The sequence below is a fragment of the Acidovorax sp. GW821-FHT11A03 genome (assembly GCF_058809075.1).
In genome coordinates this window covers 160340-186392 of record NZ_JBXASG010000003.1, presented here as the reverse complement: position 1 = coordinate 186392, position 26053 = coordinate 160340, and the positions used below count along the sequence as shown (strand labels likewise).

26 protein-coding genes are annotated in these 26053 nt (G+C 70.2%); 15 read left to right on the top strand and 11 right to left on the bottom strand.

Annotated elements, in window-relative coordinates; all coding sequences use genetic code 11:
* Positions 1 to 28: 28 nt before the first annotated feature.
* Positions 29 to 466 carry an Lrp/AsnC family transcriptional regulator gene (locus AC1RVY_RS07985; protein WP_218293986.1) on the bottom strand — a complete coding sequence of 146 codons (438 nt, stop codon included), beginning with the start codon at positions 464 to 466 and terminating at the stop codon, positions 29 to 31.
* A 131-nt stretch (positions 467 to 597) separates the two neighbouring features.
* Here AC1RVY_RS07985 and AC1RVY_RS07980 point away from each other — a divergent pair, with 131 nt between their 5' ends.
* Positions 598 to 1137: an RBBP9/YdeN family alpha/beta hydrolase gene (locus tag AC1RVY_RS07980; protein ID WP_369641948.1), complete on the top strand. Its 540-nt coding sequence runs from the start codon at positions 598 to 600 to the stop codon at positions 1135 to 1137.
* Between the two features lie 45 nt (positions 1138 to 1182).
* Here the strand turns inward: AC1RVY_RS07980 and AC1RVY_RS07975 are convergent, their stop codons facing one another.
* Both AC1RVY_RS07975 and AC1RVY_RS07970 read right to left on the bottom strand, forming a co-directional pair.
* Positions 1183 to 1719, bottom strand: coding sequence for a DUF2242 domain-containing protein (locus AC1RVY_RS07975; protein ID WP_370627835.1), 537 nt, complete (start codon positions 1717 to 1719; stop codon positions 1183 to 1185).
* Between the two features lie 362 nt (positions 1720 to 2081).
* On the bottom strand, positions 2082 to 4118 hold the full coding sequence (locus AC1RVY_RS07970; protein WP_492806093.1) for a tail fiber domain-containing protein: 2037 nt from the start codon (positions 4116 to 4118) through the stop codon (positions 2082 to 2084).
* 487 nt (positions 4119 to 4605) lie between these two features.
* Between AC1RVY_RS07970 and AC1RVY_RS07965 the strand changes: the two genes are divergently transcribed.
* The 4 genes from AC1RVY_RS07965 to AC1RVY_RS07950 all read left to right on the top strand — a co-directional run bounded on the left by AC1RVY_RS07965 (position 4606) and on the right by AC1RVY_RS07950 (position 9478).
* Positions 4606 to 5040: a thermonuclease family protein gene (locus tag AC1RVY_RS07965; RefSeq protein WP_492806091.1), complete on the top strand. Its 435-nt coding sequence runs from the start codon at positions 4606 to 4608 to the stop codon at positions 5038 to 5040.
* A 207-nt stretch (positions 5041 to 5247) separates the two neighbouring features.
* Complete coding sequence (locus tag AC1RVY_RS07960; protein ID WP_218293982.1) at positions 5248 to 6531, top strand: MFS transporter; 1284 nt, start codon at positions 5248 to 5250, stop codon at positions 6529 to 6531.
* A gap of 138 nt (positions 6532 to 6669) precedes the next feature.
* Positions 6670 to 8256 (top strand): DUF1800 domain-containing protein, encoded by a 1587-nt coding sequence (locus tag AC1RVY_RS07955; RefSeq protein WP_492806089.1) that lies wholly within the window; start codon positions 6670 to 6672, stop codon positions 8254 to 8256.
* A 10-nt stretch (positions 8257 to 8266) separates the two neighbouring features.
* Positions 8267 to 9478: a DUF1501 domain-containing protein gene (locus AC1RVY_RS07950; RefSeq protein ID WP_492806087.1), complete on the top strand. Its 1212-nt coding sequence runs from the start codon at positions 8267 to 8269 to the stop codon at positions 9476 to 9478.
* A gap of 191 nt (positions 9479 to 9669) precedes the next feature.
* On the opposite strand, the gene AC1RVY_RS07945 is transcribed toward AC1RVY_RS07950, so the two are convergent.
* Entirely contained in the window at positions 9670 to 10587 is a 918-nt protein-coding gene (locus AC1RVY_RS07945) for a DHH family phosphoesterase (RefSeq protein ID WP_218293980.1), read from the bottom strand.
* Positions 10588 to 10743: 156 nt separating this feature from the next.
* On the opposite strand from AC1RVY_RS07945, the gene AC1RVY_RS07940 reads away from it, so the two are divergent.
* On the top strand, positions 10744 to 11211 hold the full coding sequence (locus AC1RVY_RS07940; protein ID WP_218340705.1) for a tellurite resistance TerB family protein: 468 nt from the start codon (positions 10744 to 10746) through the stop codon (positions 11209 to 11211).
* A 109-nt stretch (positions 11212 to 11320) separates the two neighbouring features.
* Here AC1RVY_RS07940 and AC1RVY_RS07935 read toward each other — a convergent pair whose 3' ends face one another.
* Positions 11321 to 11656 carry an ankyrin repeat domain-containing protein gene (locus tag AC1RVY_RS07935; RefSeq protein WP_218340704.1) on the bottom strand — a complete coding sequence of 112 codons (336 nt, stop codon included), beginning with the start codon at positions 11654 to 11656 and terminating at the stop codon, positions 11321 to 11323.
* Between the two features lie 109 nt (positions 11657 to 11765).
* Between AC1RVY_RS07935 and AC1RVY_RS07930 the strand changes: the two genes are divergently transcribed.
* Complete coding sequence (locus tag AC1RVY_RS07930) at positions 11766 to 12548, top strand: pseudouridine synthase (RefSeq protein ID WP_218293977.1); 783 nt, start codon at positions 11766 to 11768, stop codon at positions 12546 to 12548.
* Between the two features lie 9 nt (positions 12549 to 12557).
* Here the strand turns inward: AC1RVY_RS07930 and AC1RVY_RS07925 are convergent, their stop codons facing one another.
* Positions 12558 to 13148 carry an NAD(P)H-dependent oxidoreductase gene (locus tag AC1RVY_RS07925; protein WP_218293976.1) on the bottom strand — a complete coding sequence of 197 codons (591 nt, stop codon included), beginning with the start codon at positions 13146 to 13148 and terminating at the stop codon, positions 12558 to 12560.
* 462 nt (positions 13149 to 13610) lie between these two features.
* Between AC1RVY_RS07925 and AC1RVY_RS07920 the strand changes: the two genes are divergently transcribed.
* The 4 genes from AC1RVY_RS07920 (at position 13611) to AC1RVY_RS07905 (ending at position 16274) form a co-directional block, all read left to right on the top strand.
* Positions 13611 to 14123: an MgtC/SapB family protein gene (locus tag AC1RVY_RS07920; RefSeq protein WP_218293975.1), complete on the top strand. Its 513-nt coding sequence runs from the start codon at positions 13611 to 13613 to the stop codon at positions 14121 to 14123.
* 199 nt (positions 14124 to 14322) lie between these two features.
* Positions 14323 to 15240 carry a DMT family transporter gene (locus AC1RVY_RS07915; protein ID WP_369641939.1) on the top strand — a complete coding sequence of 306 codons (918 nt, stop codon included), beginning with the start codon at positions 14323 to 14325 and terminating at the stop codon, positions 15238 to 15240.
* Positions 15241 to 15382: 142 nt separating this feature from the next.
* The gene (locus AC1RVY_RS07910) at positions 15383 to 15610 is read left to right on the top strand and encodes a hypothetical protein (protein WP_218293973.1); all 228 of its coding nucleotides are present in this window, start codon (positions 15383 to 15385) and stop codon (positions 15608 to 15610) included.
* A gap of 124 nt (positions 15611 to 15734) precedes the next feature.
* On the top strand, positions 15735 to 16274 hold the full coding sequence (locus AC1RVY_RS07905) for a DUF924 family protein (RefSeq protein ID WP_218293972.1): 540 nt from the start codon (positions 15735 to 15737) through the stop codon (positions 16272 to 16274).
* 33 nt (positions 16275 to 16307) lie between these two features.
* On the opposite strand, the gene AC1RVY_RS07900 is transcribed toward AC1RVY_RS07905, so the two are convergent.
* A complete protein-coding gene (locus AC1RVY_RS07900) occupies positions 16308 to 17249 on the bottom strand; it encodes a M14 family metallopeptidase (protein ID WP_218293971.1) in 942 nt (313 codons plus the stop codon).
* A 104-nt stretch (positions 17250 to 17353) separates the two neighbouring features.
* On the opposite strand from AC1RVY_RS07900, the gene AC1RVY_RS07895 reads away from it, so the two are divergent.
* Together AC1RVY_RS07895 and AC1RVY_RS07890 are read left to right on the top strand one after the other, a co-directional pair.
* The gene (locus AC1RVY_RS07895) at positions 17354 to 20488 is read left to right on the top strand and encodes a WD40 repeat domain-containing protein (RefSeq protein WP_492806083.1); all 3135 of its coding nucleotides are present in this window, start codon (positions 17354 to 17356) and stop codon (positions 20486 to 20488) included.
* Between the two features lie 37 nt (positions 20489 to 20525).
* Positions 20526 to 20771, top strand: coding sequence for a hypothetical protein (locus tag AC1RVY_RS07890; RefSeq protein ID WP_492806082.1), 246 nt, complete (start codon positions 20526 to 20528; stop codon positions 20769 to 20771).
* Between the two features lie 48 nt (positions 20772 to 20819).
* On the opposite strand, the gene AC1RVY_RS07885 is transcribed toward AC1RVY_RS07890, so the two are convergent.
* The 3 genes from AC1RVY_RS07885 to soxR all read right to left on the bottom strand — a co-directional run bounded on the left by AC1RVY_RS07885 (position 20820) and on the right by soxR (position 22733).
* Positions 20820 to 21380, bottom strand: a complete 561-nt coding sequence (locus AC1RVY_RS07885; protein WP_492806081.1) for a GNAT family N-acetyltransferase — start codon at positions 21378 to 21380, stop codon at positions 20820 to 20822.
* A gap of 305 nt (positions 21381 to 21685) precedes the next feature.
* Entirely contained in the window at positions 21686 to 22048 is a 363-nt protein-coding gene (locus AC1RVY_RS07880; RefSeq protein WP_492806079.1) for a VOC family protein, read from the bottom strand.
* A gap of 223 nt (positions 22049 to 22271) precedes the next feature.
* Positions 22272 to 22733: a redox-sensitive transcriptional activator SoxR gene (soxR, locus tag AC1RVY_RS07875; protein WP_369643871.1), complete on the bottom strand. Its 462-nt coding sequence runs from the start codon at positions 22731 to 22733 to the stop codon at positions 22272 to 22274.
* Positions 22734 to 22950: 217 nt separating this feature from the next.
* Here soxR and AC1RVY_RS07870 point away from each other — a divergent pair, with 217 nt between their 5' ends.
* Positions 22951 to 23400, top strand: a complete 450-nt coding sequence (locus tag AC1RVY_RS07870; RefSeq protein ID WP_492254911.1) for a RidA family protein — start codon at positions 22951 to 22953, stop codon at positions 23398 to 23400.
* A gap of 86 nt (positions 23401 to 23486) precedes the next feature.
* Positions 23487 to 23630, top strand: coding sequence for a hypothetical protein (locus AC1RVY_RS07865; RefSeq protein ID WP_218293966.1), 144 nt, complete (start codon positions 23487 to 23489; stop codon positions 23628 to 23630).
* A gap of 103 nt (positions 23631 to 23733) precedes the next feature.
* Here AC1RVY_RS07865 and AC1RVY_RS07860 read toward each other — a convergent pair whose 3' ends face one another.
* Positions 23734 to 26031 (bottom strand): putative bifunctional diguanylate cyclase/phosphodiesterase, encoded by a 2298-nt coding sequence (locus tag AC1RVY_RS07860; RefSeq protein ID WP_492806078.1) that lies wholly within the window; start codon positions 26029 to 26031, stop codon positions 23734 to 23736.
* Positions 26032 to 26053 lie beyond the last annotated feature (22 nt).

Here is a 26053-nt window from a genome sequence, read left to right as displayed (position 1 = left end):
CGCAAGCCGTCCCGTCTTGCACGTCCCCTCACGCCAGCGGCACCGCCTTGTGCACGGGATGGGACAGCACCAGCGATGTGGACACGCTGCCATGGGCCGCCAGCGCATCGACCACACGCTCCAGGTCGGCGGGCTGGCCGAAGGCGCAACGCACCACGAAGCAGTCCTCGCCCGTCACGCGCACGGCATCCAGCACTTCGGGCATGGACTGGAACAGCTGCACGTAGCGCTTGATGTGCTCGTGCGTGGTGCGCACCCGCACCACGGCCTGCAGGCCCAGGCCCACGGCGGCCAGGTCGATGCGCGCCGCGTAGCCCGAGATCACCCCCGCGTCCTCGAGCTTCTTCACGCGCTCGCTCATCGCCGGCTGCGACAGGCCGATCTTCTTGCCCAGCGCCGACAGGCTCTGCCGCGCATCGTCCTGCAGGGCCATGAGGATCTGCCGGTCTTTCTTGTCCAGTTCCACGGGGATGGTTCCTTTGCGATGCTTTCAAGGTTTGGGGGCGCGCTTTCCGATGAAGCCCGCTGGCCGCGGCGGCATGATTTTCCTATCGTCGGGGGGCAGTGATGGATCTGCTTTCACGACAAGGAACACCAATGGCGACGCGACCTGTTTTGCTCATTCCCGGCATCCACAACTCCGGCCCCGGGCATTGGCAGTCATTGTGGCAAACCCGGCACGCGGACGTGGCGCGCGTGGAGCAGGCGGACTGGGATCACCCCGTGTGCGACGCGTGGGTACAGGCGCTCGACGACGCCATCGCGGCGGCGGCGCAGCCCCCCATCCTGGTCGCCCACAGCCTGGGCTGCCTGGTGGCGGTGCACTGGGCCGCACGCCACCACCGGCCGCTGCACGCCCTGCTGCTGGTGGCCGTGCCCGACCCCGAGGGCCCGGCGTTTCCCGCCGATGCCCGGGGCTTCTTCCCGCTGCCCGCCGCGCTGCCGACAATGCACAGGCTCATGCTGATGAGCAGTACCAGCGATCCCTACTCCACCCCCGGTTTTTCGGCGCGGTGCGCGGGCGCGTGGAACGCCGAACACGTGGTGCTGGGCGCGCTCGGCCATGTGAATGCCGACAGCGGCCTGGGCGACTGGCCCGCGGGATGGGAGCAGGTGGCGCGCTGGCGCGGGCAGTGAGGCCGCCGCCCGGCTTCGCCAGGCCCCGCGCATCCCGCAAGGGCCTCAGCCTCCGGCCGCCTGGGCCTGGTCGATCGCCAGGTACCGTTTGACGAGGTCAAAGAAGCTCTCGTAGAACGTGTCCTTGGAGATGGTCTCGCTCCCCACCTTGACCAGCGATTCGCTGCTGGCGGAAAACGGCAGCGAGACCGAGCCGATGGCGCCCACGCCCACGCTGGCGGAGTTGTTGGTCTTGCGCAGCGCATAGGTGTCCTGCAGCGCGGTCACGAACCCCAGGCTCACCTTGCCATCGCTGGCCTCCGGCAGGCACACCACGCGCACCACCATCTGCAGGTGCGACTCGGCCTCCGGCTGGAAGCTCTTCTTGCCTTCCACCAGCTCCGTCTGGTGGGTGGAGATGATGTAGCCCTGGCTCAGCAGCGCGCGGCGCGAGGCCTCGCAGGTCTGCTGCGGGGTGGCATCGAACAGGCGCGAGTAGGTGGCCACCGATCCGAAGTTCTCCGGCACGGCGAAGGTCTTGGCACCCGTGGCCGAGCAACCTGGCAAGGCCAGCGCCGCGGCTCCTGCCGCCAGGGCCGCCACGAAAGTCCGGGCGCGGCGCAGAGCCGGCGCCCCGCCGGGAAATCCGCGGGAGGAAGGCGCGCCCAGGGCGCCTGGATCAATGGGGGTGGTCGAAGGAAAGCTCAAACCGGCACTCCTTTTGTGTCATGGATCATCATCGGCCGCGCCTGCCCGCAAGCGGGCGCCAGCCCAAGAAGTGGTGTGACGGGCCAGGCCGCCCGCAGTTCCCTTGCGCGAGGCAACGGGGTCGCCGGCGGCGGCCCATTGCGATGGCTTCGCAGTATGACCCGCATGGCGGGGTGGCGATGTCAGCGGGCAGCCCGTTCCCCCGCACACAAGGTATCAAATTGCTGCGCCCTGGTCCGCACCGCTGCGCCCGCGCCTCAGGGCCTGGCCTGGGAGAGAAGCTTTTCCAGCCGCTGCAGGCGCTGGGCCATGGCGGCCAGTGCCTCCTCCTTGGCCTGCAGGTCCTTCTGGAGCGCATCGATCCTTTGCTGCTGCGCCACCGTGCGCTTGTCCAGCGCCTGGACACCCGCCAGCGCCACGCCGTCAGGATCGATGGTGGCAATTTTCGTATCGCTGTCCCCCAGGCGGAAAGCGGCGGAAAAATCCTGCGCCATGGGCCCCATGTGGCGCACCGCAAGGCCTTCTGTCTTGTAGTTCCAGGTGGTCACCGGCACCGCGCGCAGGCGCCGCAACACGTCTTCACCATCGACCGCCGCAAAGTTCTCCTTGAGATTGCGGTCGGAGACGGAGGACCACGAGCCGCCCCCCGCGCCCACCGTGACCCCGGCCGCCAGGCCCGCGTCGGTGTAGATCGTGAAGCCGCCCGAGGACCGGAAGATGGCCTGGTTCGTGCCCGACGGGGTGATCGCGGTATCGCTGGAGCGGTCGGTCCACACAAAGCTGCCGTAGAAATTGGACCCGCCGGTGGACAGATAGCTCATGCGCAGGCCGGTGGTGGCCGCGGCATTCGTATACAGGTTCACGCCGCCCGCGGCCCGCACATTGAAGGAATTGTTCACCCCCGCGCGGAAGTAGGTTTCTGGCGAGCAGGACACGCCGCCGTCGCAGAAGGTGGGAAACGAACGGTCGGCAAAAACGAACGAGCCCTGCCGCGCGTTGGTATGCGCGCCCATCCCCAGCGCCACCGACGCGAAGCCGGAGGCGACGTTGTACAGCCCCATGGCCACGGAGTTGCCGTTGGCCGCCACCGTACCCTGCCCCACGGCGAAGCCATAGTCGCCCGAAGCCCTGGCGTTGTAGCCGAACGCCGTGGAGTACATGCCGATGTTGGCGTCGTCCCACTGGGTGCCGTCGATCTGCCCGGCGCGCAGGGACGCTTTTTGCGGATACCACAGGAACCGCGTGCCCGGGCCTTCGGCCGGCGCGCCCCCCATGCCGTTGGAAAAGTCGCCCACCGACAGGATGGCGCCGTCGTTGTCCACACGCACACGCTCCTTGTCGTGGTTTTGTCCATCCAGGTACAGGCCGCTGGCAGACAGCGACAGCAGTGGCGTATTGCCGGCCGAACCCAGCGTGGCGGCACCGACTAGCTTGAGGTTGACGAGCGCGCTGGCCGTGGTGGCAGCCTGCTGCCCGGCGGGCGCGAACTGGACAGCCCCCGTTAGGTCACCCGTGGCGCCAGTGGCCCCCGTCGCGCCGGTGGCCCCGGCCGGGCCCGTGGCTCCCGCGGGACCGGCCGCACCCGCTGGCCCGGCCGCGCCAGCCGCCCCTGCGACGCCAGCGGAGCCGGTGGCGCCCGTCGCTCCCGTGGCGCCAGCCGCGCCTGCCTGCGCCACCAGCGCCCAGACGGCAGGGCTCACGGAGGGGTCGGCGTTGATCGAGTCCGAAGGCGATACCTGCAGGTAGGTCGAGCCGCCCTGGCTGACCAGCGTGCCGGAGGCATAGGCCGTGGCCGCGGACCAGGCACCCATGTAGCTGCCCGCAAACGAGCCGGCCGCCCCGGTGGCCCCCGTCGCACCGGCGGGGCCCGCGGTGCCCGTGGTTCCTGCCGCGCCTGCGGGCCCCGTGGCCCCCACAGGCCCCTGAAGCCCCTGAGGCCCCGCACCGCCGGCGGCGCCGGTGGCCCCCGCGGGCCCCTGGGGCCCGGTCGGCCCCGTGGGGCCGGTGGCGCCCGTGGCCCCCACGGCCGAAGCCTGGCACGGACCGAGCACGCCGGCCGCTCCGTAGCACACCCGGTTGGCCACCGCCGGAGAAGCCCCGATCCCCGGTGCGGCGATGGCGCCGCCCTCATCCACGCGAAAGCGGATCTGCGTTCCGCTGGCGTCCTTGACGGCAAACCCCGAGCCCGCCGCCGGCCGGATCGTGACGTCCGCCGCCTGCGCGGCAGGGCCCCACATCGCGGCCGCAAGCAGGCTGAGGAACAACGGGCTGGCATGAACGCGCGGGGAGGACATGGTCGGAAGCTCTTTCTTCGGTGATTTCTTGCCTTGCGGCGACGGGGGATGGCGGCCGCGCAGGCACGACATTGCAGCGGGGCCGCACACCCCCGCCTGGAGGGCGGCCGTGGCAGGCTTGCGCCCTCGCCCACCGGCCCGGCCGCGCAGGTGGGCGCTTGCATGCCGAATCACGGTCGCAGGCCCTGGCCCCATGGGTGAAACATTTTCTCACAATGACCACCCAAAACCCTGCCTGAACCCCGCCCCCGCCATTCAACGGTGGCGCGTTGATGCGTGCCCGCCACAGCGGCCACCGGACGGGCAAAGACGACGCACACGCAGCCGCCACCGGAGTGGGAGTAGAGTGCCGGAAAGCTACACTATTGATAGCTAGAATCCAATGAATATCAAGCGCCACTCTCCAGTCCGTCCATCAAAGTGGCAGGGGGGGTGCGCACCGCCGCCGCCCCCTCGGCCCGACCCGCTTCCCCGCTTCGCTCCATCCATGCCGCTCGCCACCCTTTTGTGCCTGGTCGTCGCCATCAGCGACGGCGACACCCTCACCGCGCGCTGCGGTACGCCCGGCGCCTACCGGCAGGTCAAGGTGCGCGTGGCCGCCATCGACGCACCCGAGTCGCGCCAGGCCTTCGGACAGAAGTCCCGCCAGAACCTGGCGCGGCTGTGCTTCAGGCAGCGCGCCACCTTGCAGGCCGTGGACCGGGACAGCTATGGCCGCACGGTGGCCAATGTGCGCTGCGCAGGCACCGACGTGGCCGCGGCCCAGGTGCGGGCCGGCCTGGCCTGGGTGTACACGCCCTACGCCGCCAGCCACCCGCACCTGGCGCCGCTGCAGCAGCAGGCGCGGGGCGGCGGCGCGGGCCTGTGGTCCCAGCGGCGCCCGCTGGCGCCCTGGGACTACCGGCACCGGCACGGCCGCTGAAGCCTTCCGCGCCCCCAGGGCAAGGTGCACGCTCGCCACGGCGGAGGATGCGGCGGCGCGGCCGGCCCAGCACGGCGCCACTTTGAGGGATTTTGCGCGGCGCGGGCCCGGGCGGCGCCGCACAACCGGTAGCATCCAGGGTCCTTCGCACCAGGCCTGGCGGCGCATTGCACCGCACCGGGCCGATCCGTCACCCCTCCCCCGCCCATGTCCACCCCTGAGCCCACGCCCATGGCGCCCGCCGCCAGCGTCTACCGCCATTCCGGTTTTGTTTCCTTTCTGATCGCCCGCGTGGTGGCCGTCGTGGCCACGCAGGTGCAGGCCGTGGTGGTGGCCTGGCAGGTGTACGACCTCACGCGCGAGCCGCTGGCGCTGGCCTATGTGGGCCTGGCGCAGTTCCTGCCTATGCTGTGCCTGCTACTGCCGGCGGGCGACCTGATCGACAGGTTCGAGCGCAAGCGCATCCTGGCCATCAGCTGGAGCGTGGGCGGGCTGTGCAGCGCCCTGCTGTGGTGGCTGTCGGGCCACGGGGCCAGCGGCGTGGCGGGCATCTATGCGGTGCTGGTGCTGTACGGCTGCTCGCGCGCGTTCTCGGGCCCGGCCATGCAGAGCCTGCTGCCGCAGATCGTGCCGCGCGGCCAGCTCGCGCAGGCCATCGCGGCCAACAGCATGCTCATGCGCGTGGCCAGCATCGGCGGGCCGCTGCTGGGCGGGCTGCTGTATGCGCTCGGCGGCGGCGAACTGACCTACGCCGTGTGCTGCGCCTGCTTCGGGCTGGGCGTGGCGCTGCTCCTGCGCGTGGTGGTGGCGCACGCCACGGCGCCCGGACCCACGCAGGGGACGATGTTCGAACGCTTTGGGGCGGGCATCACCTTCATCCGCTCGCGGCCGATCATCCTGGGCACCATTTCGCTGGACCTGTTCGCGGTGCTGCTGGGCGGCGTGGTGGCCCTGCTGCCCATCTATGCACAGGAGGTGCTGCACGTGGGCCCCGCGGGCCTGGGGGCGCTGCGCAGCGCCATGGCCGTGGGCGAGGTCGGCGCGGGGCTGTACCTGAGCATGCGCCCCTTCAACCGCCATGTGGGACGCACCATGTTCATCGCCGTGGCGGTGTTTGGCGCGGCCAACCTGGTGTTCGCGCTCTCCAGCTGGTTCTGGCTGTCGTTCGCGGCGCTGATGGTGGCCGGCGCGGCCGACATGGTGAGCGTGTACATCCGCGGCGCGCTGGTGCAGTTCTCCACGCCCGACACCATGCGCGGGCGGGTGAACGCGGTGAACATGCTGTTCATCGGCTCGTCCAACGAACTGGGCGAGTTCCGCGCCGGCACCAGCGCGTCGTGGCTGGGCGTGGTGCCGGCGGCCGTGGTGGGCGGCCTGTGCACGCTGGGCGTGGTGGGCGGCTGGATGCTGGCGTTCAAGACGCTGCGCACGGTGGACCGCTTCGAGGAAGCCGCGCAGGCCACCGGCGCTGCGCCCGCGGGCGCGCGGTAGCAGGCGGGCGGAAACCAATCGACACATCCTCCGGGCCGTTTGTGTCGCGCAGGTAAAACCCGCCGCACAGGCTTGCGCGGCGGCGCGGGGCGGCGCACCATGCGCCCACTTGCACCTGGCCTGCCGCCCAACCTCTCCATGACCTCGCCACCACGCCCCGCCCCCTGGCGCCGCCGCACCGTGCTCGCGGGCTTGCTGGGCGCGGCGGCCGGGGCGCTCCCCGGCATGGCTTGCGCGACGGGGATGGAGGCATGGAGCACCGCCGACGAGCCCACCCTGGCCCGCCTGCTGGACCGCATCACCTGGGGTTGCACCGTCCAGGGCGCGCAGGCGCTGGCCCCCCAGGGCGCGCAGGCCTGTCTGGCCGCCCAGCTGCGCCCCCCGCCCGCCGCGCTGCCGCGCCAAGCCCAGGCCCGCATCGACGCGATGACCATCTCCCGCGTGCCCGCCGAGGCGCTGGCCCTGGAAATGGACGCACGCCACCGCGCCGCCAAGGCCCTGCCCACCGAAGACGCGCGCAAGGCCGCGCTCAAGGCCTGGCAGCAGGACATGCGCGCCCTGCAGCAGGAGGCGGCCGAGCGTTTCGTGCTGCGCGCGCTGTACACGCCCGCGCAGCTGCGCGAGAAGATGACCTGGTTCTGGATGAACCACTTCAACGTGTTCGCGGGCAAGGGCAGCCTGCGCGCGCTGGTGGGCGACTACGAGGAGCGTGCCGTGCGCCCCCATGCGCTGGGCCGCTTTCGCGACCTGCTGGGCGCCACCGCGCGCCACCCGGCCATGCTGCGCTACCTGGACAACGCGCAGAACGCAGCCGGCCGCATCAACGAAAACTATGCGCGCGAGCTGATGGAGCTGCACACGCTGGGCGTGGACGGCGGCTACAGCCAGCAGGACGTGCAGGAGCTGGCGCGCGTGCTGACCGGCGTGGGCGTATCGCTGCGCCCGCCCGGCGAAGAGCCGCCGCGCATGAAGCCCGCACTGCGCCGCCATTACGTGCGCCAGGGGCTGTTTGAGTTCAACCCCCAGCGCCACGACTGGGACCCCAAGACGCTGCTGGGCCAGCCCTTGCGCGCCGAAGGCCTGGCCGAGGTGGACGAAGCGCTGGACCGCCTGGCCCGCGCTCCCGCGACCGCGCGCTTCGTCACGCGCAAGATCGCGCTCTTTCTGGTGGGCGACAACCCGCCGCCCGCGCTTTTGCAGACGCTGGCCCGCACCTTCGAACGCACCGATGGCGACATCGCCGCCGTGCTGGAAGCACTCTTCAACGCCCCCGGATTTCGCGCATCGCTGGGCCAGCGTTTCCGCGACCCGGTGCACTATGTGCTGGCCGCCCTGCGCCTGGCGCATGGCGACGCCGTACTGCCCGGCGCGGAGCCCGCGCTCGCCTGGCTGCAGCGCCTGGCCGAGCCCCTGTACGGCCGCGCCACGCCCGACGGCTACCCGCTCGATGCGGCCGCGTGGTCGGGCTCCGGGCAGATGTCCACGCGTTTCGAGATCGCCCGGGCCATCGGCGCCGGGGCCGCCACGGCCCCCGCCCCGCGCGAGGACGGGATGGCCGGGCCAGCGGCACCGCAGCGCACACCCCCGCCGCTGGCGCAAAGCGCCTACGTGCGCGCCCTGCAGCCCGCCTGGTCCACCGCCACGCGCAACGCGCTGGCCCAGGCGGCGTCGCCGCGCGAATGGAACCTGCTGTTCCTCGCATCACCCGAATTCATGCATGGATGAGGAGAACACCATGCAACGCAGACACCTTCTTCAGGCCCTGGGCGCCAGCGCGCTCGGCGTCGCCAGTGCAAGCGTTCTGGCCGCCCCGCGCGCGCAGGACGTGCGGTTTCTGCTCGTGTTCCTGCGCGGCGGCTACGACTGCGCCAGCCTGCTCGTGCCCACGGCCAGCAGCTACTACTACGAGACGCGGCCGAACATCGCCATCGCCCGCCCCGGACAGGACGGCGGCGCGCTGGCGCTCACGCCCGACTGGGGACTGCACCCCGCGCTCGCGGATTCCATGCTGCCGCTGTACCAGAAAAGCCAGCTGGCCTTCGTGCCCTTCGCGGGCACCGACGACCTCTCGCGCAGCCACTTCGACACCCAGGACAGCATGGAACTGGGCCAGCCCGTGGGCGGGCGGCGCGACTACCGCTCGGGCTTTCTGAACCGGCTGGTGGCCGAACTCGCCGCTCCGGCGGCCGGCGCAGCAGCCACGCCGCAGCCCATGGCCTTCACCAGCACCCTGCCCCTGGTGCTGCGCGGCGCGGTGGACGTGCCCAACACCCTGCTGAGCGCGGGCGCGGGCCGCAGCGGCGTGGACGCGCGGCAGGCCCAGCTCATCGAATCCATGTACCGGGGCACCCCGCTGGCCACGCCCGTGGCCGAGGGTTTTGCCACGCGCGAGGAAGTGGCCCGCACCATGCAGGGCGAGATGGAGGCCGCCAGCCGCAACGCGCTCAGCACCAAGGGCTTCGAGGGCACGGCCCGGCGCATGGCGCGGCTGATGCAGACGCGCTACCAGCTGGGTTTTGTGGACGTAGGCGGCTGGGACACCCATGTGGCCCAGGGCGCGGCCACGGGCGCGCTGGCCAACCGCTTCGAGGAGCTGGGCCGGGGCCTGGCCGGCTTTGCCGACGAAATGGGCCCCGCATGGAAATCCACCGTGGTCGTGGTGGTGAGCGAGTTCGGCCGCACCTTCCGAGAAAACGGCAACCGGGGCACGGACCACGGCCACGGCACCGTGTTCTGGGTGCTGGGCGGTGGCGTGAATGGCGGGCGCATCGCGGGCGAGCAGCAGGCCCTGAGCGCCGCCACGCTGTTCCAGAACCGCGACTACCCGGTGCTCAACGACTACCGCAGCGTGCTAGGCGGGCTGTTCGCGCGGATGTACGGGCTGAACGCCGCCGCCATGGCGCGGGTGTTTCCGGGGGCAAAGGCGGCCGACTTGCGGCTGGCGTAGCCTCGGGGATCAATCGCACTGGCCCGACGATGCCCCAGAGCTGCGCAGGGCGTTTGCACACGCCCGCCCTGGGCCGGGAGAGATCCGTGCAAGGGCCGCCCCGCCGCACTGGCTGCGTTCCCCTTCCCGCATCGCGGAGCATTCGAGAGAAGGGGGAAGGCGCGAAGCGACCCAGGGGCGTGGCCCCGGTCTCAGGCGTTGAAGGTGCCCGTCAGCAGCTCGGGCAGGCGCTCCACCTTCATCTTGAAACCGCAGGCCTGCGCATGGCCGCCCCCGCCCATGCTCTCGGCCAGCGCGATGCAGTCGAAATTGCGCTGCGCGCGCAGCCCGGCCTTCACGCCCTTGGCGCCCGCGCTCCACATCAGCGCGAAGGTCCCCGTCTTCGCCGACAGCATGTCGCCCACCAGGCTGTGGAACATGCCGGGGGCGTTCACCATCAGGCCCTCGATGCCGTTGAAGACCAGCGGCTGCGCGCCCTCGGCGATGTCGGCCGCGAGCTTGCGGTACTTTTCATCCATGGCCGCGCCCCGCGCCATGAACAGCGTGAGCTCTTGCGGCGTGAAGGATGCGATCTCGCGCCAGCGCTCGAAGGTCTGCGCCTCCATGTCGAGCGCCGACAGGAAGCCCGCGCTCTCGGCGAACTCCCACTTCCAGATGTCGCGGTCTTCCACGTACTGCAGCAGCGCCGGGACGGGTTCGTGCGGGTGGAAGAACTCCCACGCCAGGCGCGCGCCCGACTTGCCCATGTCGAAATGCACCACGCCGCAGCGGCAGGCAAAGCCCGTGAGCTTCTCGGCCGCGCTCTTGTGGTGGTCCAGCATCACCAGCTTGGCCGCGCGCTCGTCGATGGCGCGCAGCACCTCGGCCGAGAAGGAGAAATCAAGGATGTAGACCGCGCGGCCCGCGACGGGCGGCAGGTCGTCCACGGTGTTGACATCGCCATGGTCCAGCCCCACGTACTCGGCGCTGTCGCCGTAGTAGAGCCAGGCGGCCAGCGCGGCGCCAAAGCCGTCGGGGCAATAGCGCCCGTGGTACAGGACCAGGGGCGAGGGATCATTCTTGGCGGGGGCAACCAGCAGTTGCAGGGGGAGTATGGTTTTCTTCGTCATGGCCCCCAATTGTCGCCGGGGTGGTAGCGGGGGGCGAGCACTGTATCGCCACGGCGGCCGTCCGCCCGGCCGCACCAGGGCGAGGGAACCAAGACCGCCCGTGCGACCTCCATCCATCCATGCCTGCATGCCGCGGCCCCATCGAAAGCACCCTCCATGTTCCAGACACTCAAAGACCTGCTCGACAGCCTGATGCAACCCCCGGCAACCCCTTCCGCCCAGGAGCAGGCCCACGCCGTGCAACTGGCCGCTGCCGTGCTGCTGGTGGAGGTGGTGCGGTTCGACGCGGCCATGGATGCGGCCGAACGCACGGCCATGGTCACCGCCCTGCGCGGCAAGTTCGCGCTGGCCGACGATGAACTGGATCGCCTGCTGGAGCTGGCCGTCGACACCTCCCGCAGCGCCTACGACTACCAACGCTTCACGGGCAGCCTGAACGATCACTTCACACAGCCGCAGAAGGTGCAGCTGGTCGAGGCCATGTGGCAGGTGGCGTACGCCGACGCGCGCCTGGACGAGAACGAGATGCATACCATCAGCAAGGTGGCCGGCCTGCTGCATGTCACGCACGGCGAATACATCGCCGCCAAGATGCGGGCCAAGGAGTCTGCACGCCTTGCCTGAAGACCTTGGAAGGCCGCCAGCGGCGGGCCGACAGTCCTGGCATCCGGACGCGGCCGCCGCACGCGGATCGGCGGGCCCCTTCGCCGCCGCCGGCGGCTGACCGGCGCCGCTAGATGGGCAGCCAGCGCCACCAGAACGGCTTGCGCTCTTCCTTGCCGCCCCGGGCCCGCAGCAGCGGCACGAACTCGGTGCGCCCGTGGCGGCGCGCGGCCTCCAGCGGCGTCATGTCGTCGAAGTCGGACCTCAGCCCGGCGTCGGCGCCGTGGGCCAGCAGGTAGCGCGTGATCTCGGCATGCCCGTGGATCAGGCTGGCCACCAGGGGCGTGCACAGGATCTCGGGGTGCTGGTAGTTGGGGTTCACGCCCGCACCGATGTGGTAGCGCACCAGCGCCAGATCGCCGGCCACGGCGGCGGCGTACATGTCCTTCCAGTCTCCAGCCGACATACCACTGCATCCTTTGCATGAACGGGATCGGCGCAGTGTAGAGCGCGCGGCGTGCTGCACAATGCGCGCCTTCCCTACCCGGCCCGCGGCACAGGCCACTTTTCTTTCCATGCACCCTCCCCTGCACATCCTCTGGCGCGACGAGCACCTGGTGGCCGTCTACAAGCCGGCCGGCTGGCTGGTGCACCGCACGGGGCTCGATGCCGGCGAAACGCGCTTCGTGATGCAGGTGCTGCGCGACCAGCTGGGCCAGCATGTGTTCCCCGTGCACCGGCTCGACAAGGGCACCTGCGGCGTGCTGGTGATGGCGCTGCACAGCGATGCGGCGCGCGCGCTGTCGCAGGCTTTCGAGCAGCAGGCCACGCACAAGCGCTACCTGGCCATGGTGCGCGGCTGGGCGCCCGAGGCCGTCGCGGTGGACCACGCGCTCCGGCCCGACGACGCGCCGGCCGATACGGCCGTGCAGGAGGCGCACACGCGCTTTCGGCGCCTGGCGCGGCTCACGCTGCCCGAGGCCAGCGACCCCCGCTTCGCCTCCACGCGCGCCTCGCTGGTCGAGGCCGTGCCCACCACGGGCCGGCGCCACCAGATCCGCCGCCACCTCAAGCACCTGGCCCATCCGATCATCGGCGACGCCACGCACGGCAAGGGCCCGCTCAACCGCTGGTGGGCCGAGCGGCTGGGCCAGCAGCGGCTGTGGCTGCACGCCTGGCAGCTCACGGTGCCGCACCCGGCAACGGGCCTGGCCATGACGTTCGAAAGCGGGCTGCCATGGCCCGTGGCCCCGCAGGGCGGCGCGGGCCCCGCGCCGGGTACCGGGGACGGCGCGCAGGCCACGGGGCCCACGGCAGACTGGCAGCGCCTGCTGGCGCGGTTGCCGTGGCAGGACTGAGGGCCCCGCCTACCCCGCCTTGGCGCCGAGCGCCTGCATGCGCGCCGTCCACTTGGCCACGCCGTCCTCGCCCAACTGCTCCACGCTGCCCACCAGCGTTTCATGCACCGGCGCAATGCCCACGAAACCCAGGATGTTGCGCTCCAGCGACTTCACGCTGTGCGCGCGGAAATACCAGCGGTAGACCATCGCGGGCATGCCCATGGTCACCACCACCCGCGCGCTGCGGCCCGTGAGCCCCTTGCGGCCGAACGGGTTGCTGCCCTCGGTGGTGAACGCGAAGCCGGGCCGCGCCACCTGCTCCAGAAAACCCTTGAGCAGGGCCGGCATGTCGCCCAGCCACAGCGGAAAGAACAGCACGATGTGCCGGGCCCAGCTGATGTCGTCCTGGGCGGGCCTGAGCCTGGCGGGCAGCAGGCCCAGCTCCCACTCATGCTGGCTGCGCAGCAGCGCGAAGTCAATGGCGGCCACGTCGATCTGCCGCACCTCGTGGCCAGCGCCGGTGGCCCCCCGGGCATAGGCCTGCGCCAAGGCATGGCACAGGTGCGGCGCGCTCGCGTCGGGATGTCCCTGGATCAGAACAATGCGCTGCGGGGTCATGGCGAACTCCTCACTGGGCCGCGCCTGCCCCGTGGCGGCGGCCCGGGCAAACGGTGGCGTGGGGGGCCCGGAGCAAATCGTGACACGCGCCACCCTTGCGTGCAAGCGGCCCGTGGCACAGGGACGGCGCCGGTTCCGGGCGGGGGTCCAAGGTCCGTTCATCGCCACGCCACTCACTACTATTTCATAGCTATTGGCGCTTTTCCATCAAGCGCTTCATGGCACTTTCATCCTCATTTCAGTGGCTTCCACCATGGCGTGGCCAGGCGTCGCGTCGGCACCGTCCTACCCCCGGGCCCGCCCGCCGCTGGTAGGCACGGCCTGGCGCGGGCGGCACAGTCGTGAACCAGCACCATCGCTGCCGCACCACCTGCCTGCCCACCATGCCAACACTCCGCACCTCCAGCCACCGCCGCGCGGCGGCAAGCGCCCGTCCCGCCACCGGCCACCGGGGCACGCCCCATGGCTGACCTCTGGCAGGAGATCGCCGCCGCCGTGGCGTCCGAGTTTTCGGACGTCTCCGACGCCGCGCAGGCCACGCGCATCGTCGTGCGGCTGACGGTGGCCGCGGTGCTGGGCGGGCTGCTTGGATGGGAGCGCGAGCACGCGGGCAAGGCCGCCGGCGTGCGCACCCACATGCTGGTGGCCATGGGCGCCGCGCTCTTCGTGCTGGTCGCGCAGCAGGCCGGCATCGCGCCCGCGGACAACAGCCGGGTGCTGCAGGGCATCATCGCGGGCGTGGGCTTCCTGGGCGCGGGCACCATCCTCAAGGGCGACGCCGAAAACCAGGTCAGGGGCCTGACCACCGCCGCCGGCATCTGGCTCACGGCCGCCATCGGGGTCGCGGCGGGCCTGGGGCGGGAGACCACGGCCGTGCTCAGCACGCTGCTGGCGCTGCTGGTGCTGTGGGCCGTGCCGCTGGTGCACGACCGCATGGCGCGCGCCAGCACCCGGCCGCAGCACAAGCCGGACTGAGCGGGCGCAGCCCGGGCCAGCCATTTCCGGCACCGCGCGTGCGCTACACTTTTTGGCCCTCAGCCACCTGGGCCCGCGGCGCCACCAGCATGCCGCCGGCATCGCACATGCACACCCCAACCGCGCAGCCTTTTCCCCCGCCCTGCCGCAGCCCGGCGCCCGCACCTCGCGCGCGCCGCTCCCACCTGGCGGCCCGCCCATGACGCAGGCCGGCAACCCCCGCGCGCCCACGGCGGCGCACACGGCGGCCACGGGCAACCTGCGCGGCATCGTCGCCATGGTGGCGGCCGTAGGCTTTTTCTCCCTGATGGACGCACTGCTCAAGACCCTGTCGGCCAGCTACCCGGCCATGCAGGTGGCGGCGCTGCGCGGCTGGGCGGCGCTGCCGCTGGTGGCGCTGTATGTGCTGTGGCGCGGCGAGGCGGGCCGCCTGCTCCAGGTGCGCTGGCCCCTGCACCTGCTGCGCGGCGTGCTCAACGTGACCATGCTGGGCCTGTTCACCTATGCGCTCAAGGAACTGGGCCTGGCCGAGGCCTACACGCTGTTTTTCATCGCACCGCTGCTGATCACGGCGCTGTCGACCGTGGTGCTGCGCGAGAAGGTGCGCGCCGCGCACTGGGTGGCGATCGCGCTGGGCATGGTGGGCGTCGTCGTGGCCCTGCGGCCGAGCCAGGAGGCCTTCTTCACCCTGGGCGCGCTGGCCGTGCTGGGGGCGGCGTGCGGGTACGCCGTGTCGGCCATCACGGGCCGCGTGCTCAGCCGCACGGACTCCAGCGCCAGCCTGGTGTTCTGGACCACGGCCTTCCTGGCGCTGGGCGCGGGGGCCCTGGCCTGGCCCCGCTGGGTGGGTGTGGCGCAAGCGCACTGGCCGCTGGTGGCGGGCCTGGCGGTCACGGGCTTCCTGGGCCAGCTGGCGATCACCGAGGCGTTCCGGCACGGGCAGGCATCGGTGGTGGCGCCGTTTGAATACACGGCGCTGGCCTGGGGCATGGGCCTGGACTGGGTGCTGTGGCAAACCGTGCCGGGCTATTCCACGCTGCTGGGCGGCGCCATCATCATCGGCAGCGGGCTGTACCTGGTGCGGCAGGAACGCACGCAGGCCGTGCTGCCGCCCTGACACCGGGCACGAGGGGTCCGGGATGGGTGGATCTGGGCCATGGCCCGCGCCGATGCACGGCATGGTCTTACAGCGCGGCGGCGCGCTTGGCGGTCCAATGAAGCGACCAGTATTGCGGCGGCACCCCGCCAAAGGAGATCGCATGACACAGCACGCCACCATCGCAGGCCACGTTACCTACACCCCGGGTGACGGCGCACCGCTCACCATACCCAAGGGCCCCGTGGAAATCGAGCCCGCCAAGGACAGCACCACCCTGAGCTGGACGGCCGACAATGACGCCGTGGGTTCGGCCGCCATTCCCCGCGACCAGTTCAACCAGTACGTGCGGGATGGCAAGATCCGCCTGGACAAGGAAACAGGCAAGTAAGCAAGCCATCGACTGCAAGGCACCCTCCCTGCCAGGCCTGCGGCGAACATGCGCGCATTGCATCCATAGCATCCCAGGCACCACGCTCCGGCGCCTGCTGCCCATTCCATCCAGAGAACGCCCCATGCAAGCTGAAGACGTCCTTCATTTCTGGTTCGAAGAACTCACGCCCGCGCAACACTTCGCCCAGGAAGATGCACTGGACGCCACCATCCGCGAACGCTTCGGCGCCACCTGGGAGGCCGCGCGCCTTTGCGAGCTGTGGACGTGGCGCAGCACGGCGCGCGGGCGCCTGGCGGAAATCCTGGTGCTCGATCAGTTTTCCCGCAACATCCACCGCGGCTCGCCCCTGGCGTTTGCACAGGATGCGCAGGCGCTGGCGCTCGCCCAGGAACTGGTGGCCGGCCGGCACGATCGGGACCTGCCCACCGCCCAGCGCGCCTTTGCGTACATGCCCTACATGCACAGCGAGTCGAGCACCATCCACGCGCAGGCGATGGCGCTGTTCGACCAGCCCGGCCTGGAAGACAACCTGCGGTTCGAGCTGCGCCACCGCGACATCATCGCGCGCTTTGGCCGGTATCCGCACCGCAACGCCGTGCTGGGGCGCGGTTCCACCGCGCAGGAAACCGCTTTTCTCGCGCAGCCCGGCTCATCGTTCTGAGCCGGCGGGGGCGCCCGAAAACCCTCAGGCCCCTCAGACCGCGAGAGGCCGCGTGAGGTACACCGCCTCGCGGCCCACGATAGGTTCGCGCGTGGGCATCAGCACCGTGCAGTCATCACAGAGCGCGCGGATCTCGTGCGGACCATCGGTGGCGATGAGTTCGTCCTTCGCGAACACCTCGAACCCCTGCACCGGCCGTGTGAACCGGAAACCGGGCGTGCGCACCATGCAGGTCTCCAGCAGCTCGTAGCGGCGCTGGGGACCGGGCACGGGCCGGCCCGCAGCTGCCTCGATCAGGCCGAAGTGCGCCAGGAAATCCAGTGCCACCGCCGTCGCCATGTCGGCCGCCGACTGCAGGAAATGCTGGCCGCACTCCACCACCAGCGCCACCCCCTGGCTGTCGGCCAGCCCATGGCGGCCGTGCTGGATGAGCGGCGTCCCCGACCCCAGCCCGCTGGGCATGACCAGGTGCACGGGCGGGCGTCCCAGGGCCAGCGCCACGTCCGCGTTGCGCGGGTAGGCCGGGTACACCCAGAAGGGCTCCACGTCCTGGCTGGTCGAATGGATGTCGAGGATGTGGTCCGCCGCGGCCACCACGGGGCGCAGGGCGCGCGCGCGCAGCAGCTCGGGGCTCTCGTCCGTGCCGTCGAGCTCGCCGGCCGACCAGATGCGGTTGAGGTTGTGCACGAGCTGGCGGCTTTCGAAGGGGCGCGCCTGGTCGAACGACTCGTACGCCGCCACGTTCGCGAAGCTGATGGTCAGGGTGCCGATGCGCGGGCGCACGCCCGTGTCCAGCAGGTGCGTGGCGGCGACCATGCCGCAAATCTCGTTGCCGTGCGTGAGCGCATTGATGAGCACATGGGGGCCGGGCTGGCCAGATTCGAAACGGTGCACGTAGTCGATGCCCACGTTGCCCTGGCGGTAGGCGGACAGGTCGCGCGGCAGCACTTCGAAGGCGGGGGGATTCTGTGTCATGGCGGTCCATTGATAAGACAACACATGATTGTCCGCGCAAAGCAGGAACCGTGCAGGGCGCGGTGTACGATGCCCGCCGGACGCCCCCTCCCGCACCGATGCACATGCCCCCCGCCCGACTCTGTACGCTGGCCGATGTGGCCGACCGTCTGCCCGCCGACAGCTGGATCGCCGGGCGCCTGGCGCAGGACCCGGCCGCCCTGGCCGCCGAAACCGTGCTCTGCATCGCGGGCGACGTGCAGCTGACCGCGCTGCACCTGGATGCGCCCCTGGCCAACGGCAGCCCGCTGCGGACGCTGCTGCAGGGTGGCGGCGCGCACCCGGCCCACCCTGCCCTCGCGGGCCAGCCCTTTCTGGTCCTGATCGAGGGGTGCCTGCAGATCGACGGCGCGCTCACCTGCGACGGCACCGGGGGCGCCGCCCACCTGGCCGTGCTGGGCGATGCGAGCCTGCGCAACACCGTGGTGGGTGGCCAGCGGCTGCATGTGCAGGGCGCGCTGCGGGTGGCCGACCTGCTCTGGGGCGACGGCCGCCATGGCGGCCTCACCGTGCGGGGCAGCCTGCAGGCCCGGGTGGCGCTGTTCACGGATGCCTATCCCGTGGACATCACCGGGCCCGAGCAGGTGGAGTTCCTCATGGACGAGGTGCGCGGCATACCGCACCGGGCGGAGTTCTCCAGCGAGATCGCGGGCATCGTGTTCCCGCCCGTGTTCCATGACGGCACGGACGATGGCGAAAACGGCATCGGCTGCATGCTCGACCGGCCCCGCGTGGTGGCCGCCGTGCGCGCGGGCGAAAGCGCCACACGCAGTAGCGACGACATCCATGCCGCCCTGCCCCTGGAGGCGGGTCTGTTCACCGATGAAGCGGTCAGCGTGCGTAACATCCTGGCCGCAACACACACGCCGGTGATCGGCCCCAAGGAGCACACGGCCACGGGATGGTTCCGGCAGACCGATTTTTCGCTGTGCCAGCGGCATGTGGACGCGGAGGGCGACCAGCGCGATGACAACGTGTTCATCACCGTGTGGAAGACCTGGGACTTCTACCTGTCGGTGTCGCAGGTGCCCGAGCGCCAGGGGCTGCTGGCACGCCTGGCCGCCGCCGTCCTGGGCCGCAAGGTGCCGACCACCGCGCAGCCCACGCTGGTGTACCGCGCCTACCGCGAAGGCGAGCCCGGCGAGTGGCTGCCCCTGGCCCCCGACACCGCCCCCGAGGCCTGGCGGGCCTGCACGCAGGCCTGGCGTGGCGTGCTGGACTACCTGCGCAAGGCCGTGGGCCAGCACCGCGCCCGCTACCCGCTGCACCAGCGCCTGGTGGCCGCGCTGACCGCAGAACGCATCGAGGACTTCACCAGCCTGCCCGTGTTCACCGAGCGCTACAACGACTGGTGGGACAGCGACCGCAACGGCTGGTGGGAAGGCGACGTGTGGGTGGGCGCGCGCCAGCCCTGCATGCACGGCGGCGAGCCCTGGGGCCGCGCCTTCAAGCTCAGCTGGGAAAACGGCGAAGACGCCCCCGGCGACGAAGAAGACAACGCCCACAGCGCCTACCAGATCAATGTGGAGCCCGCGCTGGACGGGCCCGCCGTGGTGGAGTTCACCTACGCACAGCGCCAGAGCGATGCCCGCGCCCCCTTGCCCCGCAGCGCGGCCGACCACATCGCGCGGCTGCTGCGCTTCGCGGGCGGGGTGGAGACCCGTGTGCGCGCGCGCCACGAACAGGAACAGGCCCGCCAGGCCGAGGCCCAGCGCATCGCGGCGGCCGTGCACCTGCTGGCTGCGCCGCCGCTGGCGCCTGATGCGCCCGATGCGGCGGTCTTCCCCGCCGAGCTGATGGCCCTGTCCGGCCAGTGGCAGGCCGACGGACAAGGCTATGTAGCCGCCATCCGAGCCCACCAGCGCGCCCTGGATGCGGCCGAGGCGCAGAAAGGCCACGGCGGCAACCCGGCAGACGGCGACCGTGACGGCGAAGGCGAAGGCGATACCGAGGAAGACAGCCACCTGCCCTCCGACCCGCGCAAGGCGGCTGCCGCCACGGTGCTGCAACTGGCGCGCGTGGTCCACACCCACGCCGACGAGGATCTGGCCGGACGCTTTCGCCGGCGCTTCGCGTTCGCGCCCGACGCCTTCGTGCGCCACGCCGCCGATGCAGGCAGCTTCATCGGCCCGGTGTTCGCGCTGGGCGATGGCCGCGTGCTGGCGCGCATCGGCGCGCCCTGCGACGATGCCGCCCATTGGGTGGAACTGCAGGGCGTGAGGCGCACCCCCTTGCCCGCGCTGCACGGCCTGGGCCGCTCGCCCAACCGGCGCTGCTTTGCCCGGAGCGATGGCCAGCACATCACCACCCACGACGGATTCGACGGCCCGGTGATCGCCCGGTTTGCACTGCCCCAGGGCAACGAAGGGCTGCCGCCCCAGGTGCCGGTGTCGGCAGGCCCGCCGGGCCAGCGCTGCGACGAGCTGATCCCCTTCAACGACGGCCAGCGCGTGCTGCTGCGCAACCCCACGGGCATCTACCTGCTGGCCAGCCAGGGCAGTCAGGGGAGCCCCGGCGTACAGCGCCTGCACCCCCAGACCTTCGACGAGGATGGCCCCTACACCTGGCCCAAGAACCAGCAGGAAGAATGGGTAGATGGCACAGAGGTCGCGGTGCTGGCGCTCGACATGCTGCACATGGCCCTGTCACCGGACGAGCGCCACATCGCGGTGGGCGACCAGGACAGCCAGCACATCCTGCTCGATGCACGGGGCAACGTGGTGGCCGAATACGAAACGCTGTCGTCCTACCCGCACCACGCCACCTTCTCGCACGATGGCACGCGCCTGTTCGCCAACTCGTGCCACCTGTACGGGGGCGGCACCCGCTCGGTCCCCCTCGGAGGGCCGCCGCAAGGCGCTGCGGGCGACGAAGACGCCCCGCCGCTGGACGAACGCTGCCGCGTGTACGCCTCGGCCACCCTGCCCGGCATCGTGGTGCTGGGCGATGCCGACGGCTACCTGCACGCCCTCGGGGACGACGGCCGCCCGCTGTGGCGCCACCACATCGGCAGCACCATCAGCGCCATGGAGGCGTCGCCCGACGGCAGCATGCTGTGGGCCGCCAGCTACGGCGGCTATCTGGTGCAACTGGAGCGCCTGGAGACAGGCATGGACCCCTACTCCATCGGCACCTCGCCGTATGCGGAGACACGGCGGTGGATATTCTGGCGTGGCGAGGCGGCGCCGTTATGCTGGTAGCCGATGTGGCAATAGCATGCGAGGCGCCGGGGACACCATGATGAATGCGTTTGGCTTTCTGCTTGGGTACCTGGCTGCAACGCTGCTGCTGGCCGTTCTGGTCGTCGCGGGCCTCCTTGCCGCCGCGGCGGTGCTTCCGCGCGGCCATGCCGTCGCCGATCAATTGCGAGAGTTCGCCAGCCGAGTTCCTCGTCTTGCTGTCCGCAGCGTCCTGCTGCTCGACGGACTCCTCTTTGTGGCCGGGGTGGTGCTTCTCGCCGTCCTGACCCTCGTCCATTCTTGACCCCATCCTGGGACGACAGGGTGCTCAACGTCGGAGTTGACCGGCCTGTCAGGCCGCACCGCCGCTCCTCCAATCCCGCTTCAGAAGCGAGTGCAGCATCAGGTCATGATGGGACCCCGCCCAATACCCAACCTCTCTGAGGCGCCCTTCCTCCACAAAGCCAAGCCTTCCGAGCACGGCCAAGGAGGCTCGATTGTCGGGATGCACCTGTGCTTCTACACGGTTCAACTCCATCTCTCCGAATCCCCAAGCGAGAACCGAAGCCAATGCCTCTTTCATGTAGCCGCGTCCCTGGTGCAGCGGAGAGATTTCATAGCCCACCACGCACATTCGCCAGTTTCGGTTCCAGCGGAACAGGCCGCAAGTTCCAATCAGGCCGGGGACGCTTCTTAGCTGTATGCCCCAGCGGGTGCCGGACGCAGGTTCCTCACGCCATTTCGCAAACGTCTGGACCAGACTTCTCGCCCCGTCGATGTCTGTCAAGGGATCCGATCCAAACCACTTCATGTGCTGGGCGTCGCCATGAATGCTCAAAAGATCTTCAGCATCAGTGTCAACGATCTCCCGCAAAAGGAGATTCTGAGTCTCGAGCTCCGGGAAGTTGCTCATAGTGCGGTCTAACGTGATGTATCCCGCAAAACTTGCGGGATAGACTGCACCTTGCGGAATATTCTGGACACTGATTCCTCCTGGAAGTGGCTTGCAGATGGGGCTTGCGGTCAGTGCGCTGTTCAAAAGCACACATATCAAATTTCCGACAAGCCCGGCAGGCATCACCTCGGCAAACTATAGCTTGCCAGCAGGCAGGCGCCGGACACCTGGACAGCGCGGTTTGGGCCGCAAGCCAGCGGGCAGTGAATCAACGCCAGCTTTGGGGTGGTTTCGTCCAGCGGCGGCCTCGGGCCCCAACTCGGTCAGTCGCGAAACTTGCGGCTTGAAACGCTGACCGAGTTCCCGTCTGGATCTTTTGTGTTGGCGAATGCGTAGCCGTTTGCTTGATGGATGGCCCCGAAGACAACGCCCGTTGCCTTGGCGGCCGCGACGAACTTTTGCACATCAGTCACCGCAAATGACATCTTGATGGCGGCGGAGCCAAGCCTAAGACTTTTGGCGGCCTGATGGATCAGTATCTCGGCGCCGCCCGCAATCGGGCGAAGTTCGATAAATCCCTCACTGATTTCGCCACTTGTCTCGTAGCCAAAGTTTTCACTGTAAAACCGGGCGGTGCGATGCATGTCCTTCGCATAGATGATTACGGTGCTAAGTGCGATGGTCATGGAGATCAGATGCCTTGTGGAGTGCGCGGGAGTGTATCGAGCGTCCGCTCCTGGCCCCATTCTGCCCTCGCACCCCATCCGCCTGCAGCAATCACTGCATGGCAGCCCCTTTTCCACCAACCTGCGGCAGCCACTGCCTTCGCGGCTTGTTGCTGACCACGGGCACAAGCGACGCCACCCGCTCACCACGCGCCGGCAGGCGCAGCAAATCACGCACCTGCGCTCAAAAATGCGGCCCGGGCCCTTCCTGCGCCAGCGTGTCGTGCGCATTGCGCAGCGGGCAGACCTTGAGCGACAGGCAGCCACAGCCAATGCAGCCGTCGAGCTGGTCGCGCAATGCCGTCAGCGTGCGGATGCGCTCGTCCAGGTCGTCGCGCCAGCGGGCCGACAGGCGGCGCCAGTCCGCCACCGTGGGGGTGCGCCCGGCGGGCAGGGCCTGCAAGGCATCGGCGATGGCGGCCAGGGGCACGCCCATGCGCTGCGCCACCTTGATCACCGCCACGCGGCGCAGCACGGAGCGCGGGTAGCGCCGCTGGTTGCCCGCATTGCGCACGCTGGCGATGAGCCCGCGCGACTCGTAGAAATGCAGCGCGGAGACGGCCAGGCCGCTGCGGCTGGCGACCTCGCCCACCGACAGCTCGGACTGTTCGTGCACCGGCACGTCGGGAACGGGGGCGCCCTGCACACCGGGGGCGAGGGGGACGATGGGGACGACGCGCTTGCCTGGCTTCACAACAACTCCTGCAGGGTTTTTCTCCACGGCATTTGACCTCAATTTAACTTGAGGTTTGATACTAGCCCGTGAAACCGGAGAAGCCGCCGAGCCCACGGCGGCCGCCCTGGTTTCCCTGGCCATTCCACCTTTGGCTTCACTTCACCACCCACCTCTGGACTCCTGCACCATGCGCCCTGATTCCGCGACGACCCTGCGCCCCGCCACGGCCGCTTCCAAGCTCCGCTTCCTCAACCCGCCCGGCCTGTACGACCCGCGCGCCAACGGCTACACCCACGTGGTGGTGGCGCCTGCCCAGGCGCGCACCGTCTACGTGGCGGGCCAGGGCGGCGAAAACGCGGCGGGACAGCTTTCCGCCGACTTTGGCGAGCAGTTGCGGCAGGCGTTCACCAACCTGCGCATGGCACTGGTCGGGGCAGGGGCCAGCGTGCACGATGTGGCCAAGCTCACCGTGCTGGTCGTGGACCACACCGAACAGCGGCTGGCCCTGTTCAGCCAGGCGGTGCGCAGCCTGTGGCCCGACGGGGCGGCACCGGCCTGCACCCTGATCCCCGTGCCCCGGCTGGCGCTTGACGGCATGCTCATAGAAATCGAGGCCACGGCCGCCGTGCCTGCATGAGCACCGCGAAGGTGGCCGCGAACGCACCCCGTTTGTGACGTACCATGCCGGCACGGTCCCATTCCGAGACCCTTACAGGAGGCCCCATGGCAAAAGGCGAACAACGCAGCAACAAGATGGCGAAGAAACCCAAGAAGGACACTTCGCTGCCCAAGGAAAGCGGCGGTTCTGACCGCCCCATGCCACCGGTGACCTCCGTCATTCCGCGTGGCAAGGAAAAGAACAAGTAACGCGGTGGCGCGCACGCGCCCACCACCCTATTGCTACCATATCAATAGCTGTCAGCGCTTTACCATCAAGCGCTGGCAGCTATTTTCATTTGAACCTTGCGTATCAGTTCCGCGTGCTCGTGGCGTCGGCCCGCGCCGTGTGGGCCAGCCAGTCGGTATCGGGCTCGGGGCGGCCGAACAGGTAGCCCTGGTACACGATGTCGGGCGCGCGCTGGCTCAGGAACTCGGCCTGGTCGCGGGTCTCCACGCCCTCGGCCACCACGCGCAGGCCGAAGTGGCGGGCCACCGCCAGGATGCCCTCCACCAGCACGCCATCGTCGGCATTGGTGGGCGCGTCGCGCACGAAGGAGCGGTCGATCTTGATCTCCTGGATGGGCAGGCGCTTGAGGTAGGCCAGCGACGAGTAGCCCGTGCCGAAGTCGTCCAGCGACATGTCCACCCCCAGCGCCGCGAGCTGCCCCATCTTGGCCACGGCGTCATCGAAGTCATCGATCACCAGGCCCTCGGTCACCTCCAGCGTCAGCAGCCGCGGGTCGGCGCCCGTGGCCGCCAGCACCGCGCGCAGCTGCGGCACGAAACCCGCCTGCCGGAACTGCCGCGCGCTCAGGTTGACCGACAGCCGCAGGCGGCGCTCCTGGAACACCGGCCCCGCCAGCAGCGCGCAGGCGTGCGTGAGCACCCAGTTGCCCAGGCTCACGATGAGGTCCGATTCCTCGGCCACGGGGATGAAGACGCCTGGCGGCACCAGGCCGTCGCGCGGATGCTGCCAGCGCACCAGCACCTCGGCGCCGGTGAGCTGGCCCTGCACGTCCACCTGCGACTGCAGGTACAGGCGCAGCTCGTCCGCCCCGATGGCCTGGCGCAGCTCGCGCTCCACGCGAAAGCGCTGCTCGGCCGCCTCGCCCATGCCCTGCTCGAAGAAGGCCGCGCGCCCGCCGCCCGCCTGCTTGGCGCGGTGCAGCGCGGTGCCCGCGCGGCGCAGGGCGTCGTGCGCGACGTCGTTGGCGCTCTGCGGGTAGAGCGTGATGCCCACGCTGGCGCCCAGTTGCGCCTCCTCGGCATCGTTGTCCTGCAGGCGCAGCGGCCGCAGCAGCGCCGACTGCAGTTTTTCCGCGAAGGCCAGCGCATGCCGGCCCGCGAGCGAGGCGTCCGCGCCCAGGCCATGCAGCACCACGGCAAATTCATCGCCCGCCACGCGCACGAGCAGGCCCTGGGGGGGCAGGATCTCGGACAGGCGCAGCGCCACCGCGCACAGCAGGCGGTCGCCCATCTCGCTGCCGCGCGCATCGTTGAAGGTGGTGAAACGGTCCAGGTCGAGCAGCAGCAGCGCATGCTGGGTGCTGGGCGCCCGGCCCGGGCGCCCCTGCAGCGCGGACAGCCGCTCCACCAGCGTGAAGCGGTTGGGCAGGCTGGTGAGGCTGTCGAAGTGCGCCAGGCGGTGGATCTCCTGCGCCGCGTGCTTGCGCTCGGTGACATCCTGCTTGAGCTCCACGTAGTGGCTGATGTGCCCGTCGGGCTGGCGGATCGGCGCCACCACCACGGCCTCGGCGATCTCGGCACCGTCCTTGCGGCGGTTGAGCTGCTCGCCCGCCCAGTTCTCGCCGCGCGCCAGCGTGTCGCGCAGCCCCTGGCGCTGGGCGGGCGCCATGCCGTTGCTGGACACCAGCGCGGAGGGCTGGCCCAGCACTTCGCCGCGCGCATACCCGGTGCGCGCGAGGAAGGCGGCGTTGACGTATTCGACGCGCCCCTGCAGGTCGGTGATGACAATGCTCTCGGGGCTTTGCTCCACCGCGCGCTGCAGCTTGCGCAGCTCGGCATCGATGGTGGCCAGGTTCACGGCGGTGCGCTGTGCCTCCTGCACGCGGCGCAGATAGCTGCGGCGCGACAGCAGGGTGGCCGCCGCCGTGACCGCCAGGATTCCGCTCAGGTAGGCGACATAGGCCAGCCGGTTGCCGTAGCGCGCCGCGGGCAGCCAGCCCTGCAGGTCGGCCCAGACGAAGAACAGGAACAGCACGCCCGTGGCACCGGTCAGCACCAGGGTGGGCCGCGCGCCGAGGATCCAGCCGGCGAACACGATCAGCACGGGAAAGTTGAGCAGGTTGGGGCCCCGCAGGCCCCCGTTGGTCGCGGCCACGATGGCGACCACGCCCCAGACGCCCCAGATCAGCACCACTGCCGCCTGGTGCCAGCGCCGCAGGCGCCCCAGCAGCACCGCCACGCCCCCCATCGCGCCCGCGCCCAGGTTGAGCAGCACGTGGGTCCACGACAGGGGCCGGTCCAGCAGCAGCAGGGCGGCGATGACGGTGCCCGTGACCATGACCGTCCAGGAGCCAGCCCGCACCAATTGCTCGGTGGTGGCATCGTCTCGTTCGGAAGGCGAGGAAGGGACAGCAGCGGGCATTGGTTTCAGGCGGTAACAGCCA

Bases quoted from the DNA above. Each gene is read 5' to 3' on its own strand.
- AC1RVY_RS07980 (WP_369641948.1), top strand. From the start codon at position 598: ATGGCGACGCGACCTGTTTTGCTCATTCCCGGCATCCACAACTCCGGC.
- AC1RVY_RS07970 (WP_492806093.1), bottom strand. From the start codon at position 4,118: ATGTCCTCCCCGCGCGTTCATGCCAGCCCGTTGTTCCTCAGCCTGCTT.
- AC1RVY_RS07965 (WP_492806091.1), top strand. From the start codon at position 4,606: ATGCCGCTCGCCACCCTTTTGTGCCTGGTCGTCGCCATCAGCGACGGC.
- AC1RVY_RS07960 (WP_218293982.1), top strand. From the start codon at position 5,248: ATGTCCACCCCTGAGCCCACGCCCATGGCGCCCGCCGCCAGCGTCTAC.
- AC1RVY_RS07955 (WP_492806089.1), top strand. From the start codon at position 6,670: ATGACCTCGCCACCACGCCCCGCCCCCTGGCGCCGCCGCACCGTGCTC.
- AC1RVY_RS07950 (WP_492806087.1), top strand. From the start codon at position 8,267: ATGCAACGCAGACACCTTCTTCAGGCCCTGGGCGCCAGCGCGCTCGGC.
- AC1RVY_RS07945 (WP_218293980.1), bottom strand. From the start codon at position 10,587: ATGACGAAGAAAACCATACTCCCCCTGCAACTGCTGGTTGCCCCCGCC.
- AC1RVY_RS07940 (WP_218340705.1), top strand. From the start codon at position 10,744: ATGTTCCAGACACTCAAAGACCTGCTCGACAGCCTGATGCAACCCCCG.
- AC1RVY_RS07935 (WP_218340704.1), bottom strand. From the start codon at position 11,656: ATGTCGGCTGGAGACTGGAAGGACATGTACGCCGCCGCCGTGGCCGGC.
- AC1RVY_RS07930 (WP_218293977.1), top strand. From the start codon at position 11,766: ATGCACCCTCCCCTGCACATCCTCTGGCGCGACGAGCACCTGGTGGCC.
- AC1RVY_RS07925 (WP_218293976.1), bottom strand. From the start codon at position 13,148: ATGACCCCGCAGCGCATTGTTCTGATCCAGGGACATCCCGACGCGAGC.
- AC1RVY_RS07920 (WP_218293975.1), top strand. From the start codon at position 13,611: ATGGCTGACCTCTGGCAGGAGATCGCCGCCGCCGTGGCGTCCGAGTTT.
- AC1RVY_RS07915 (WP_369641939.1), top strand. From the start codon at position 14,323: ATGACGCAGGCCGGCAACCCCCGCGCGCCCACGGCGGCGCACACGGCG.
- AC1RVY_RS07910 (WP_218293973.1), top strand. From the start codon at position 15,383: ATGACACAGCACGCCACCATCGCAGGCCACGTTACCTACACCCCGGGT.
- AC1RVY_RS07905 (WP_218293972.1), top strand. From the start codon at position 15,735: ATGCAAGCTGAAGACGTCCTTCATTTCTGGTTCGAAGAACTCACGCCC.
- AC1RVY_RS07900 (WP_218293971.1), bottom strand. From the start codon at position 17,249: ATGACACAGAATCCCCCCGCCTTCGAAGTGCTGCCGCGCGACCTGTCC.
- AC1RVY_RS07895 (WP_492806083.1), top strand. From the start codon at position 17,354: ATGCCCCCCGCCCGACTCTGTACGCTGGCCGATGTGGCCGACCGTCTG.
- AC1RVY_RS07890 (WP_492806082.1), top strand. From the start codon at position 20,526: ATGATGAATGCGTTTGGCTTTCTGCTTGGGTACCTGGCTGCAACGCTG.
- AC1RVY_RS07885 (WP_492806081.1), bottom strand. From the start codon at position 21,380: ATGAGCAACTTCCCGGAGCTCGAGACTCAGAATCTCCTTTTGCGGGAG.
- AC1RVY_RS07880 (WP_492806079.1), bottom strand. From the start codon at position 22,048: ATGACCATCGCACTTAGCACCGTAATCATCTATGCGAAGGACATGCAT.
- AC1RVY_RS07870 (WP_492254911.1), top strand. From the start codon at position 22,951: ATGCGCCCTGATTCCGCGACGACCCTGCGCCCCGCCACGGCCGCTTCC.
- AC1RVY_RS07865 (WP_218293966.1), top strand. From the start codon at position 23,487: ATGGCAAAAGGCGAACAACGCAGCAACAAGATGGCGAAGAAACCCAAG.
- AC1RVY_RS07860 (WP_492806078.1), bottom strand. From the start codon at position 26,031: ATGCCCGCTGCTGTCCCTTCCTCGCCTTCCGAACGAGACGATGCCACC.